This window comes from Halorientalis persicus, assembly GCF_900110215.1.
Lineage (GTDB): Archaea > Halobacteriota > Halobacteria > Halobacteriales > Haloarculaceae > Halorientalis > Halorientalis persica.
In genome coordinates this window covers 1-14,559 of record NZ_FOCX01000030.1, presented here as the reverse complement: position 1 = coordinate 14,559, position 14,559 = coordinate 1, and the positions used below count along the sequence as shown (strand labels likewise).

Here is a 14,559-nt window from a genome sequence, read left to right as displayed (position 1 = left end):
GTCATCACGAACGTCTCACAGGAGTGTGAAATACGTTAGTCTCTGAGGATCTGACGGAACGTCTCGTCCCCAGTGATGTCCGCAAGTTCGGATGCTACGTCCATCATTTCTCCTGTGACCTCCAATTCGCGGCTCTCTTCCCTGGGTTTGGTCTCCTCATCAGCAGCGTATCGGAGGAGCTGTACCCGTTCGAGAGCAGAGAGTTCGTCAGGGGCTTTCGCTTGGAGGTAAGCCATCCGCTGCTCATCGTGCCACCGCAATAACGTGAAGCCATCTGTGGTGTCGAAAAACGCCCGTTCCTGGAGGTCCTTTGGGCTGACTCCAGTTCCCCGACACAAACGGTTCACATCGTTAAACGTGGGCTCTCCCATCGACAAGAGGCTCAGGTAGATTTCGTCGGGGGAGACACCATCATCACCAGCGATGATGTCGTACATCCCGGCGACAACGTCAGTCGCGGACATAACGGATCCCTCACGATGGACCTTGCCGTGGTGTTTGGAATATTCTCGGAAACACCGTCCGAGTTTGACGACGCTGATATCGCCTTCGGAGATGGTTTGTCCCTCCTGAATCTCCTCCTCCGTTCGCTGCGCGGTCCTGTACATCTGTCGTCGAAGCGCAGCCCAGCTGATCGGGTCGCGATCCGTCATCGGTCGTGCGACCACGATCACGCTGAAGGAGAGTTCGTCGCCCATTACGAACTCGCTGAGATTGGCCGAGATCGGATACGTCGCAGTCACGTCAAATCCTTCGTCGCACAGAGACTCGAGGAGCGCCCCCCAGGACTCGATTCCACTGTGCCGATACGTGAACGTGAGTACGCCGTCGTCCTTCAGCACGTCCCGCATCCGGGAGAACGATTGCTTGAGCTCCCTCTCGAAGGTAGCTCCGTCCTTGTCGATAGCCGGGTTCGAGACGATGCTCTCTTCGCGAGGCGTCGTTTCGGGGGTAAAGCAGGAGTATTCATCCGAGAGAAGCAGCCGTTGCCAGACGTAGAAGAAGTCTGAGACCTCCGAATAGACGACGTTGTCGTAGTACGGGGGATCAGTGATGATGGCGTCATACTCCGATTCAAGCTCAACGTCCCGGACATCGCCCTGGTGGAGTGTGTATTCGCCACCGACCGGGTTCTCAAACGAATCCGTCTGTTTGAGTTCTCCATCTTCGAGGTACCGCTCCGTGGGCTGATGGGCGAACTCGACGCCGTTGACGATTTTCTCCCACGTATTCTTGAACGTGCCTCGCCCAGCTCTCGTTCCCCAGACGTTGTTTTCCGCATATTCGACCTGGGGTTGGTAGGAGTTCTGTCTGAAGATCCCCTCTATTTTCGTCCCGGAGATATTGTAGAGAGCGAAGTTATTCTGGAACATCAGAGAGTCGCTGAAAGCGAGGAGGAGATACTCCTTGACGGTCTGATCTTCGACGTCATCGATGGCAGAGAGCAGCGTCGAAAGACAGTAGATCTGGCGATCGTTGAACATGTCCGACCACGTCTCGTAGCCGTGGCGGAAGACATCGTTTCCATTTATACCGGACGCTGCCGTGATCGCACCTTCAGGGATTTCACTCTGAGGGATATACGCATCTAACTCCTCTGCAGAGTGCCACTCCTCGCTAGCACGATCGAACTGAGTCCGGTCTTTGTCAGTTGCCGCAGTGAAGCCCTTGAACGTCGCTCGATCCTTGCCTTCGTCCTCACACTCCGTACAGTAGTATTCGATCGCGTAGAGGTCCTCGGCGTATGACTGTCCGTCGGCGATCGCATCGACGATTGGATACTGCAGACCGCACGACGGGCATCCGTAGTTACCGCCTCGAGAGACTGGACCGTTCGCCGGGATGTACTCGTAGCCACATTCCATACAAACGGACTCGGTTTGGTAGTCGTCAGTTAGAAAAACGGATTCACAATCCGGGCAGTAGACGTTGTATTTGTCGTCGTCCTCGTAGCGACCGTTGGCGACGCGGTAATCTTTGAACAGTGGAACCGTCTCGCCACAGGAAGTGCAGTCTAGCTTCCGTACCCAGAGCGCATACACGACGTCAGCAACGTGGTTCTCGTCGTGAGGACAGGTAGTCTCATAGTGAGACTGGAGTTCGTCTGCGACGGTTGCTCGAACATCGTCGAAGGCCTGTTGCAGCTCGTCGGCATCGACCTCGTGAGCTTCAAGGCTCTTTTTTGAGATGAACCACGCGACAGGATTCAAGTCGACACCGGTTACGGCCGCCCCGAATCGGATGGCCTCCATGAGGCTCGTCCCACCGCCCATGAACGGGTCAAGGACGGTCTTCCCGTCAACGCGAACGTCTTTCGGATACAGCTCCCAGAGCGCGTCGGGCTCGGTGAGACTGACCGACTCGATGAGTTGAGCGAGGTCCTCAGTGGTGGTGTCTTCTGTATCGCCGTCGCCGAAATCGGAAAGGTTCAGATTTTCCTGGTCTGCATTATGGATTTCGACAGCACTAGGATCGTCAACTAACGAGTACAGCGAGATCGCCCTGAACACGCTCCCGAGCCGTCTAGCCCACCACTTGTGCATCGTGGACAGCGGTCGGTAGTACATCTTAGCGCGGCCCTCGCGGTCAGCAAGGTCGTTCACCTGCTCGATGGGGAACCCCCGCTCGATAGGGAGCGTATCCCGCGAGTTCGCGTCCGGGTCAGACATGATAGCTGGTGGTTCCGTCTTCGTATTTGAAGCTGCGCGTCATTCGAACTGGATGGTGATGTCGATGCTTGTGGCAGACTCAGGGATGTTCTCCAGAATGTCGGCGACGATCTCGTGAGATTGTCCGAGTTCGAGTTGCAGATCCGTATGGGCCTGTTGGAACTCAGCGACCCCTTGGAGACCGCCAGGCACTGCGCCCTCACCATCGGTATTGAATGAAATCGAGCCGTACGAGACGGAGCCAGATTCGTGTGATTCGTTCCACTCCTGGCGCATCTCTGCCGGACTGTCGCCTTGGTATTCGAAGGTCCAGCCCTCCTCCGGCGGGATGCGGAACCCAGCGCCGGGGAACCAGTCTGCAGGATCCTCTGAGCCAGTCGCGCCGACAACGTAGTGTGGGTCCTCCATTCCGAGGTTTGCGAGCAGGAAGTGTTTGACCGCCGCCTCGGGCTGTCCCGCAGCGCATTCACTCTGAATCGACTGTACCTGGAAGGTGGCTTCCTCATCGAGGTCGCCAATATAGTTCAGAATCCGGTCGCCAATGTCCTCGGGAACCATCGGCGCGAGGACGACGGACGTGGGGTCACGATCACCGAGGGTACTGACGTAGTCGCCTCCAGTTTTGAGCTTGTATCCATCCGCCAGGAGCGCACTTACCGCGCTTCGGAATGCGGACTCGGTATCGTCTTGCGGGAGGTAGACCTCAGCGTCATTCCGGATGGTCGTAAGAACCTGACTGGTATCGGCTTCGCCGGCGGCATCAACCGTCTCCTCGATACGGTCACGAATCTCGTTTGCTCCGAGCGTCTCAGCGTCCGAGACGTCTCGGAGCGTCGCGTCAGAGCGAACTTTGTCGAGGATTTCACTGCCGCTGACGAGGACGTAGTGATCCTCGTTTGCCAGCCGCCCGGCAGCCATCTTGACGGCGTCTTCCGGGTCTTGGTCGTGAATCCACACGTCGGTCCGCTGGCGAAGATCGAGTTCGAACGATCCCAGGTCGACTTCCTTCGTTCCGGCGCCGAAGCGCCCCCGAAGTTCGGATTCGACCTCCTCAGTCGACCACTTCTCGACGTCGCTCTCCAGAACGAGCACCGTGTCCTGATTCAGCCCGCGGAGTTCGTCCTTGAACCCGCTACCATCGTGGGCGAGGATCGGCTTGTCTCCGAGCCCATCTTCGACGGCGTTGACGACCGCCTGCGCGCTCCCCGGAATGGGATACGTCGGGTCCATCAGGAACTGCTCGTAGATATCGTCGATGGTCGTCTCGGAGCGGTTGTCGAGGCGATCGCGGACGATGTCCCAGACGTGACGCTGGAGGTCGAAGGGATCTGCCTCCGCTGCTGCGGCGATGTTGCTGGCGTTCAGAACGGGTTCGGTGGCGACAAAGTTCTCCAGCGACATCTCGGCCGCGTAGTCGAACTCGTTGAGGAGGTCGTCGCCGTCGATGATTTCCCCGTAGGCGCTCTCCAAGCGTTCGAGGAGGTCGTCTTCGTACTCATCGTGGAGCTTTGCGATCTCTTCACGAATCTCCTCTGCAAGGTTCTCGTCCGCCTTGCGGATCTCTGCGCCGATGACCTCCTTGGCCTTCCCGAGGAACTTCTCCTGCTGCGAGGTGGGCGAGATGGTCTTGCCGTTCTTGGGCTGGACGAACACGAGCGTGTTCCGCCACTGTCGACCGGCAGGCTGATTCTTGATGATCTCACCAACGCTGTCAGCATCCCAGGGCCCGTTTTTCACGACGGTTTTGATGTTCTGACTATCAGGGACGTTCTCGAGTTCGCCGTCGACGTTGAAGCCGACCGCGTGTGCACCCGAACCGAATAGCGTTTCGACGGTGTCACCAACGAGCTCGATCGCGTCTTCATCGTCGACGTCTCGAGCGGCGTTCTTTACGAGCGAGCGCGGGTTCTCATCCTCACGGATAACGTAGCGGTCGTCGGAGCGCCAGAGGTGGTAGACTTCGCCTTGGAGACGTTCGAGGTCGACGATGATGTCGTTGATGCGGTCGCCGGCGTGGTAGGTCCCGATAACGATGTCGGAGGTGGTCGCGCCCTCAGCGAGCCCCGGCGTGAGCGAGTAGATGAGAACAGTGCTGAGGATGGGTCGGCCGTAGGTGATATCGGCGTCGGCGAGGCGTTCCCGGATGTCGTCGTAACACCGGTCGGGGCGGGAGTGTTCGACGTTGATGCGGGTGAGTTCGTCGTTGTACTCGACGGCGTCAACCTCACCGTGCGTGAGAAGGTCAGTATCTTGGTACTGATCGACGAGTACCTTCGCGAACAGATACAGCATCCCCCGAGTCGCCCCCGACTCAGTCTCCGCGAAGTAGCGGGTTTTCAGCGAATCGATGAGGATCGGGTGGAACGGGTAGGTGTCGTACATCTCCTCCCGGAGGCCATCCGGAAGGTCGACATAATCAGTGTCCGCGTAGGCTTCGATGTACTGGTCGACGAGCGTGCGCATCGCCGAGCGGTCGTGGATAGAGTCGACGAGACGGTGACGGAGAACGTCCCGAATGTCGACCTGGTTGGACATATTAACCTGCACACGCTCGGGCTCGCGAGACAGGATATCGTGGACGTCAGACCCCTCACGAAGCACGGAGACGAATGCGAACAGCTCCGTGTTGGGACGGGACGTCGTCTCGAAGAGCGCTTGCAGGAACCCGCGGTTCGCGTCTTTCCGGCGACCGCTGAGCGAGCCGAACCAGTCCTCGAGTTCGTCCATGAAGAACGCGACGGTACGATCGCCGACCGCGTCCTGGATGACGTCGATGCTCGGGTAGCCACCCTCCTCGTCGTACTCTTCCTCATCCGGTTCGTAATCCAGCTGTTCGAACAGTGGCTCCCAGAGGTACTCGTACTGCTCCTTCTGGAGGGAGACGACGACCGGGAGCGCGTCGTCAGGGAGCGCTTCTCCAAGCCCCTCGATACGACCATCAGCCCAGTCGCCCACCACGTCGGGCGAGTTGAAGCAGTGGTACAGCGCGACCATCTGGTGGGACTTCCCGGTCCCGTACGGACCGTACATCTCGTGGAGGCGGTTGTTGTCCTCGCCCCGACGAGTGTCTCGGAGTCGCTTCAGGGAGTCCTCCAGCCCACCGGTCAGCAGCGTCCGGTTGAAGAATCGCTCTGCGTCGGATTCCAGCGTATCGGCCTCGCTGTCGACATCATAGAGGCGGATCTGACCCTTGATGAGGCTATCCCCCTCGGTGAGCTCTGGACTGAGCGTCAGCACGTCGTCGATTGTGGTATCGAGAGTTCCTTCCGCGCTCATGTATACCCGACACGATGGCCGACCATCTTATTAAAGTATGTATCGTAAGATCCTCTCAGGTTCTATTATTTCTGTTTAGGTAGTTCGGAATTGGCTTTTAGAGTATTAAACACAAGGTAATGTTTTTCACTTCACTGCGGGTGGGTGTTGGAACTCGAACTAGTGACTCAGCCGGCGAAGAAAGGAACTCTACTAAAGATCTACTCGTCGGTGAATTCGTCCCAATTGGTGTTGTGGACACCAAGCATATTCAGATATGTCTCGTCTCCCGTCGCCTCGGCGAGACCCTCACAGAGTTCCTGAAGATCGTCGGTATTCCAGCGCTCTAAGTACTCCTTGGTCGATTTGTCCTCTTCGTAACGGTAACGCAGGAAGTGAGCTTTGTCTAAGACAGTCAGATCACCATTCTCGCCGGTGACCTTATCTTGGACGTAGGCCTGACGCTTTTGATCCCTCCAGTCGCCGATGATGAAGTCGTTACCCTCCATCCGGAAGAGGGCCTTCTCACGCATCTCTTCTTCTGAGGCCTCACTCCGCCGGAGAAGTTTGTTGAAGTCGTTATAGCTAGGCGAACGATTCCGTTGTAACGCCAGGAAGATGTCCTGCTCGCCGAGGGCGTTGTCTTGGATGATCCCGTAAATTTCCTGGACAGCTTCCTTGGCAGTCATGATGTCACCACTTCGGCGGACCTCTCCGTGATGTTTGGAGTATTCCGAGAAGCAAGCACCCATCTCAACGACACCGATGTCACCTTCAGAAAGATCCCGGTGTTCCTCAAGGCTCTCTTGGATCTCCTCAAGACGATTGAGAATTTCAATACGGAGACGACGCCAACTGATTGGTGTCCGTTCCTCGGTCGGCCGGGCTACAATAACAATGTCGAACGAGACGGCTTCGCCACCAATGAATTTCATCAAGTCCGAATTGATTGGGTAAGTCGCCGTCACTTCGAAATCATTGTTACAGAGTGATTCAAGGAGTTCACCCCAGGATTCTTCGTCACTATGATGATACGTGAACGCGAGTGTTCCATCATCTTTGAGTGCTCGGTTGATAACCTCTAGTGCTTGACCCATCTCATGCTCGAAGTCCTCTGCAGTCTTGTCGAGGTAGGGGTTTGTGACGATAGATTCTGCTCGTGGCGTCTTGTCGAGGTCAAAGCCGGGGTATTCTTCTTCAAGTAGGATTTTTTGCCAAACGTAGAAGTAATCAGCAACCTCGGAATAGATGATATTATCATAATATGGTGGATCAGTTATTACAGCGTCAAACTCGTCTTCAGCGGTGATATTTCGCATATCGTCCTGATATACCTCCGAATTTAGGCCAATTGGTTGGGCGAATTCATCTGTTTCAACACTTTCGCCATTGTTGACGTAGCGATCAGTTGGTGCGTTTGCGTACTCAACCCCCCTCTTGACCATATCCCAACTGGATGTGAACGTGCCACGGCCAAATTTAGTGCCCCAAACGTTGTTCTCAACAGGATAGGTTGCAGGGTCAAATGTATTTGTGCGGAAGAAATCACCTATTTTGTTGTACGCTGTGTCATATGAGACCATCATAGTGTTTGTCCGAAGAGCGTCTGTAAATGCGAGCAGAAGGTACTCTTGAGCTGCTTGGCTTTGGAGAGTTGAAATCCGTTTTAGCAGCTTCGAAAAGCTAAGAAGTTGACGTTCATTAAACATTTCTTCCCACCTTTCATAGCCATATCGGAATACATCGTTTCCACTAATTGAGGAGGCTGCTGTAATAGCTCCTTCAGGGATTGCTTCATCTGGAACATATTCGTGAAGATCGGTTCGTGTCTCCCACTCTCGTTTTGCTTCTTCGAAGATCGCTTTGTCGGCGGCTCCAGCCTTTTTATACCCTTTGTGTTCGCTCTTTCTTCGGCCCTGCTGATCACAATCCTCACAGTAATATTCAACAGCATAAAGCCGAGTATCTGGTTTTCCTTGATCCGCAATACCGTCGATGATAGACTCCTTCTGTCCACAGTCTGGACAATTATAATAGCCACCCCGAGTCACGTTCCCCTCTTTTGGATTCCATTCATTACCGCATTCATTACATTCGCTCTCTTCCTGCCAATCCTCAACGAGCGTAACCGTACCACAGTCTGGACAGAGAACATTATATTTATCATCGTTCTCAAAGCGCCCCTTCGCCACACGGTAGTCCTTAAAGAGTGGAACTGTGTGACCACAGGAAACACAATCAAGCTCCATTACCCAGAAGTTGTACATAACATCGGCGTCGTGGTCGCCATTCGGACAAGGAGTTTGGTAGTATTGGAGAATATCGTCAGCGACATCTTCTTTAACCTCCTCAAATGCCGCTTCTAACTCTGCCACATCGGTCTGGCCAGCATCAAGTTCCTTCTTGGTAACGAACCACGCAACTGGATTTAGGTCTACACCGACGGAGTCAACGCCGAATCGGGAGGCTTCTACAAGCGAAGTCCCACCACCCATAAACGGATCGAGGATTTTCTTATTCTTGATACGGATGTCTTTCGGATAGAAATCCCACAGCGATTCAGGATCATCCATCGAGACATCGCCAATAGCATTAATGAGATCTTCTTTACTTAGTCCATTACTGCCCAGCGTCTTGTTTTCGCCAGGCTCGTATACCTCAACATCGTCAAGAGTCGTGTTTTCGTCAAGGAGCGAATAGAGCGTAATCGCACGGAAAAGACATCCTGGCCTCCGAGCCCACCACTTGTGCATCGTATAGACAGGGCGATACCATTGTTTTGCTCGGCCCTCCTTCTCAGCGATCTCGTTTACTCGCTCAATCGGGAAGCCACGCTCAATAGGAAGCTCAGGACGACCCTCCGACCGCTTAGATTGTTCCTGCTCAGACATGAGTCAGCCTTACGAAGGCTTTCCGCAGGAGCCATATAAAAATACGTAACTGCCGTCTCAAAGTTCCTCTCCGAAATACCTATTTCATCAACTGAGGACTATTGCTCACGGACAGGTGTTCGCACTACGTGGATTTACCAATTGATCCGACGCAAAACGACGCGTCACCACAAGAACTCATTCGAGATCTCCCCTCGCAGGCTGCCCGTCGTCGCGTCCTTCAAGCGGCTGATATCCCCATCGATGTCGACGACAGGAGTTTCGCCGACACACTCGACGAACTCTCCCAGATCGAACTCCGACGGGCGGCGTCACAGCTCCGCTTTGCAGGTGACCAGACAGTCTACTACTACAAGATCGATGGTCTGCGCCAGGTTTCACCGGACGGAGCGACTGGCCAAGTCGGTGACGTAGGTTCTCCAGGTGCGTATGGACCCGAAGTCCAGACAGCCATCAGAGACCACGACCGTATCTACGTTGTCTGCAACGTCCCCGACACTGGGTCACAGACCCAACTGACGATCTCGAAGGAAACCCGACCGACGACGGTCGCGACGTTCAAACCGAGGACCCAGCTCCTCGCCGTTCGGGCTTCCGACGACGGTACCGCTGACGCAACCCTCCAGGCAGTGCTAAGTTATCTTGGCCTGGATGACGCAACCCGAATTTCGTTTCTCGACACCGGATTCCGTGGACGGTTCGAAGACGCCTGTGTTGATGGATATTCGACGCTTCGGTTGAGGAATACGAACCCACGAGACAGTTCGCGAGAGATTGAGGTCCGGTCAAAGGACCCAGAAGCTGGGACCGTAACCGACGTTCGCACTGACGCGATTGTCGAGGACCTTCTCCAGCGTGGTGACACGGAACTCAACGCGGCATCGGGACTCGTCACCGTCCCGACTGACGTCCGCTCGATGGAACACGGCGAACCGCTACATCCGCGAGTAACAATTGGATTTCCGGACGGGTGGGTAGCCTTCGAACAGTTTGTTCCTGAGCAGATACTGATTGAGTTCGACGATTTAGTCCGAGATTCACTCTGAGATCGATCCAAGATCAGATCCCTGCTACACACGATAGGATTCCTAATTTGGTTTGACTCTCCTCAACAAAGCTCCAGTCAGAAGCTCATGAGGCCCGCGGCTACAACTCCGATCAAAAGGGAATCCGGTTCCAGAGCTCACGACTCCTCTCTCCGTGTTATCAACCCAGGGTCCGGGAGAGAAAAGCGAAAAATCGCTCAGCGATTTCTCGACCGAATTCACCAACATCTGTAGTATTCACCCCGGTCGGTAGCTCCAACATCGCTAAACTATACCCGTTCTTCACGGAGTAGTCATTCTCGACAGCACCATCGTTGTCTGGATAGACCAGCACACCCGGCGCATCATAGGCTGTCTGGTACGCTACGACCTGATAGACGTCGTTATTCTTGACTTTGGTCTTCCACTTGGCGTCCCCGACCAATACTGGCTCACCGTGGCGTTTGACTACGAAATCAGGTCGCATACGAATCGACGGATTTCCTCTGAGTAGATTGTCGGTTCGAGCCTGCCCTTCTACGCTCCAGCCATCTCGTTCGTCCACGGTTTCTCGTGCTGATCTCTCCACTACCTTTTCGAACACGTCATTCATTCCGATCAACAGGGAGTACGATGCACCCTCACCGGCGACGATGTCTTCGATGTAGATGTGTTTCAGCACGAGGCGAGACAAGGCCAGAACCTTCTCATAGTAATCAGTAAGGCGAGTCAGTTCGATCCGTTCGGCTTCCTCGATCGAAACTTCGCGGAGCGTCACTCGTCGTCTGAGCCGCGATTCGTATTCGCGTAATTCGCCAGCGATCTCGGTGCTATCCACCAGCGACGACAGCGTGTTCGCAACGCAGAGAATCGTCTGGTTTAGCGTGGTATCGTAGGTGAATTCGTCGTAATCGCACTCGAAATCCGTCTTACCGGGACCTCCTGCAAGCTGTCTCTGGACGTTCAATCTGCCCCGGAGATACTCTTCTGTTCCTTCTACATCGACGTACTCTCTCCTAAGGCCCTGAGACAGAACTGCTTCTAGTTCTTCGAGAAACAGGGCTGCTACCGTGTCCACAAAATTCGTCCCGCTTTCGAGTTCCGTTTCGTGTGAGAGGTGGGTTGGTTCTGTCCCGTTTGCGTATCGTAGCAGCGTGACTAGGTTCGGCTCTCCGATTTTCGGTTGTATCTCAATAGTGGGTCCATCGGGGAGGGCAACGACTCCGACTCGATGATCCGTGTGCAGTACGACCTGTTTGCCTCGTCTGTACTCCACTCGTAATCCATCGACCTGTGATTCGATCATCTCGATATCGTCATCGGACAGGTCGATTGGGTCTGATTCGTCGTACTCGGACAGTTCTATCAGGTCAGTCGTTGTCACTCCACTTCACCATCCTCGCCAACGAGTTCGGAAAGCGCAGCACGGAGAGCGTCGGAATCGAAATCGGCGATCCGCTGTTCCTTCCAGTTGAATAGGCTCTCACCCCCGCCATCGAATATGTGCTCTTTGAGCCGCTCCATGTCTCCAAAGTAGTACTCATCGAGCAGAGGGAGTATCTCGTTCTTCCAGGACTCTACGAGACGCTCGTCCGTGGTCCCACCGATGAGGTAGGAGTGACCAACCTGTTTGCCTTTCCCGAGGTTCCCACTGTCCCGGATACGTTCGTTGATAGCACTGAGTGCGAGGATGGAGAGAGCACCGAGGTCTTCTCCCTCTTCGACTGACGCCTTGGTTTTGACGTCCTGTTCACCATCGAAGCCAAGCTCGTCGTAGAGAACTTCGTAGTTCGGCGGGAAGTGTCGAAACCGGAATCGCCGACGTATCGCGGCATCGACGAGGGCGATTGACCGATCGGCCGTGTTCATCGTCCCGATGATGTAGAGGTTCGGGGGCACTACGAGCCGGTCCTCTGAATGTGGCAGCTCATCTCTCATCTCGTTCGGCTCGCCGAGTCGCTTGTCGTTCTCGATGAGGGTGATCGTCTCACCGAAGATCTTCGGGATGTTTCCCCGGTTCACTTCGTCGATGATGAGGATGTATCTGGGGGCATCTGCTTTCGAGTCGGCGTCTTCGTAGGCCTCGACGGCGTCCTCAGCCATCTCCTTGAACACGCCAGCCTCGGGTTCGTACACGAGGTCGCCGTCACGGGTTTTCGCCGTTATCCCCTCGATGAAGTCTTCATACGAAAACGTCGGATGGAACGTTACCATCCGAAGGCGGTCCTCGACAGCGTCGTCGAAGTGGTCTTGCTCGTCCAGCCCCCGGTCTATCCACCACTTGGCGAAGTTGAGCGCTCCATAGGTCTTCCCGGTTCCTGGCGGGCCGTGGAAAACGATCTGTTTCTTGCGCTGAAGATGTTTTTCGACGGTCTCGAACCACAGTAACTCGTCGTACTCGGCGGAGTCCGGTTCTTCGATCAGTTCTTCGTTCCACCTCCAGAACGTGTCCAACCGTTCTCTGTACGCTTCGACCACGCTCTGGATCGATATTTCGTCTTCAGACTCGAACGACTCGTCATCGTATTCCTTTCGAGGGACGTCGCTCCCGTTATCGATCCCGTATTCAATCTCGTTGGGATAGAAATAGATGTACAGTTGATATGCCGATTTGTGATCTCCGAGAACGCTCGGATACAGAACAGCCCACGAGCAAGTACTCGGGATGTTGGTTGCGCCCTGGTAGGTGACGTAGTGAGTAGACAGTTGGTCAGCGTCTATTTCGTTTCGTAGATAATCGAGCAAATCCTCGATATACGCCTCTACACGGTCTTTGGCATAGTTGTAATAAATCTGAGCGAGGATCTTATAGTCGTCCCACGAGTTCATGATGTTCTTCTCGTGGTTTGCATTCTCTTGTGCGGCGATTTCGTCGATATCTACGGATGCATCGTCAAGGATGGCATCGAGCACATCGTACCGGATTTTGGCTATTTTCTGGCGTCCTTCGTACGCCTCAAGCTGTTCTCTGAGAAATGCCTGTGGTAGCGTGCGAATTTCGTCGAGGAACACAGAGGTTTCGTCCTTGAATTCCTCTAACCGGCTAGTGTGTCTGAAGAGGTATCTGAGAATGAAGTTGTATCTACATTCCGCCGAGTGCGTTACAGTACCTACGAACTCTTGAGCGTCTTGGAGCGTGGCGTCAGCGAGTTTCTCGCTCAAAACGTCCGTCTGGATTGTTGAACAGTAGTCCCGATAGAGCTCGTATCTTTTCCCGACAGAGAGATCGCCGAGATCGGGACCGTGCAACCCAGTGAAGTAACGAATGAGCGTCTCAAAGCCTTCCTCGTCGTATAGTACATATTGGTCGGGGTCGGAAGTCGTCAAGAGAGCACTAATGACCGGGAGATCTATATCTTGATTCGTCCTGAATCGCTCGATGCGATCTTCGAGTGAACTCTCATCTTCGAATAGCGCTACCAGGTCCTCGACGAAATTTCCAGCGTCGTCAGCTACCTTCTCCTCCAGGTTATCGAAGTCTTCCTCGGACAGAATTGGGTGATCATCTCCCGTTGCTTCTCTCAGTTCCGATGTGTATTCCGATACCGTGTCCGCAGTCAGGTCCCGTTGATTGAGCCACGAATGGCCGCTATTCAGTACCTCTCGATTCCAATTCCCCTGGTCCGCATCAGCTGTTTTGAAATCGAGGTACGTATCGGCAGCCGCGTGGAGGGCCCCTTCGTCAAGATCGAATTCCCCTACTGAAACCACATTAACCATATCCTCGGTATTAACAGAACGGGCAAAATAACCTTGTCCCAGTTGAGAGCGCTCAATTCACAACAGCAGACACTCCCCTTCATATTGATATCGTATTTCACTCTCCTCTATTACACCAACTCTGGCGAGGGCACAGTCACTGTTCAGAGCATCCTCGCTTCAAAGGGCTTGGAGTATCCCATTGTGATCCTCGCGGACATGAATGTCGGTCGATTTCCGCTGTCGTCCGGACACAGTCCCACCATCTGCTATCAGGATACCGTCAGCCTTCGCCAGTGGAAACTGTACACTGAGATCGACGACTATGCCCATTCACACGTGTATCACTAATGGCGCTACGACGTGCTCTGGAAATGTCTCCTACGAGAGTACGACAAGAGCCCCGTCGTCTTGCCGCTAGAGGTCGAGACGGCGAGTGGGTCATGATCTTAGGGATCGCGGGGCTTGTTCACGTAACGGTCGACACGGCGGAGATTATCGACTACAAGACGGATCGTACCCGGCAGGCAGAGCCGGAGTACTGCAAACAACTGAGTGTCTACTACCACGTGCTCTCTGAGTGGTTTGATGGCAGGCGTGTGGAGATAGTGATCATTTATACTGGTGAGGGAGAACAGACGGCGATCGAGCCACTGTTACTTGATAAACTGGGCGCTGTCATGCGTGAGAAAGGCTCAATTGAATCCGGCGAATTTCGGCGTTTCAGCGTTCAATTGCCTGCTCCACGTTGTAAACGCCGGCTATGAGCGTTATTTCCCGGAACTGGCGGAACCAGTCACGCGCTCGGACGGCGGAGCCGTGCGAGCGCTTGATTGAGGAGTTGACGGACTCGGTCTGTGATCGCTGACCATAGAGCTCGTCGTCTATTCGCGCGTTGTGTGCGTGATCGTAAGGAGCGAAGACACGGTGCTTGATCAGCGGACGAATCCCGGCGTTTCGGAGCTCCTCGCGGAAGCTCATGTCATCATAGCCTTTGTCAGCGGCCAGGCTTCGAAGGTC

Annotated in this window: 7 protein-coding genes; 1 reads left to right on the top strand and 6 read right to left on the bottom strand. The window is 54.6% G+C overall.

Annotation, left to right across the window (positions count from 1 at the left end):
* Positions 1–35 precede the first annotated feature (35 nt).
* The 3 genes from BMX17_RS20580 to BMX17_RS20565 form a co-directional block, all read right to left on the bottom strand.
* Positions 36–2,669 carry a DUF1156 domain-containing protein gene (locus BMX17_RS20580; protein ID WP_092663649.1) on the bottom strand — a complete coding sequence of 878 codons (2,634 nt, stop codon included), beginning with the start codon at positions 2,667–2,669 and terminating at the stop codon, positions 36–38.
* 39 nt (positions 2,670–2,708) lie between these two features.
* The gene (locus tag BMX17_RS20575; RefSeq protein ID WP_170845500.1) at positions 2,709–5,945 is read right to left on the bottom strand and encodes a DUF499 domain-containing protein; all 3,237 of its coding nucleotides are present in this window, start codon (positions 5,943–5,945) and stop codon (positions 2,709–2,711) included.
* 200 nt (positions 5,946–6,145) lie between these two features.
* Positions 6,146–8,815, bottom strand: a complete 2,670-nt coding sequence (locus tag BMX17_RS20565; RefSeq protein ID WP_092663645.1) for a DUF1156 domain-containing protein — start codon at positions 8,813–8,815, stop codon at positions 6,146–6,148.
* Between the two features lie 128 nt (positions 8,816–8,943).
* Between BMX17_RS20565 and BMX17_RS20560 the strand changes: the two genes are divergently transcribed.
* Positions 8,944–9,861, top strand: coding sequence for a hypothetical protein (locus BMX17_RS20560; protein ID WP_092663643.1), 918 nt, complete (start codon positions 8,944–8,946; stop codon positions 9,859–9,861).
* A 160-nt stretch (positions 9,862–10,021) separates the two neighbouring features.
* On the opposite strand, the gene BMX17_RS20555 is transcribed toward BMX17_RS20560, so the two are convergent.
* The 3 genes from BMX17_RS20555 to BMX17_RS20540 all read right to left on the bottom strand — a co-directional run.
* On the bottom strand, positions 10,022–11,224 hold the full coding sequence (locus tag BMX17_RS20555; RefSeq protein WP_092663641.1) for an McrC family protein: 1,203 nt from the start codon (positions 11,222–11,224) through the stop codon (positions 10,022–10,024).
* On the bottom strand, positions 11,221–13,560 hold the full coding sequence (locus BMX17_RS20550; protein ID WP_092663639.1) for an McrB family protein: 2,340 nt from the start codon (positions 13,558–13,560) through the stop codon (positions 11,221–11,223). The genes BMX17_RS20555 and BMX17_RS20550 overlap by 4 nt, the downstream gene beginning before the upstream one ends.
* Before the next feature lie 702 nt (positions 13,561–14,262).
* A partial coding sequence (locus BMX17_RS20540; protein WP_139203624.1) for a transposase occupies positions 14,263–14,559 on the bottom strand: 297 nt, incomplete at its 5' end.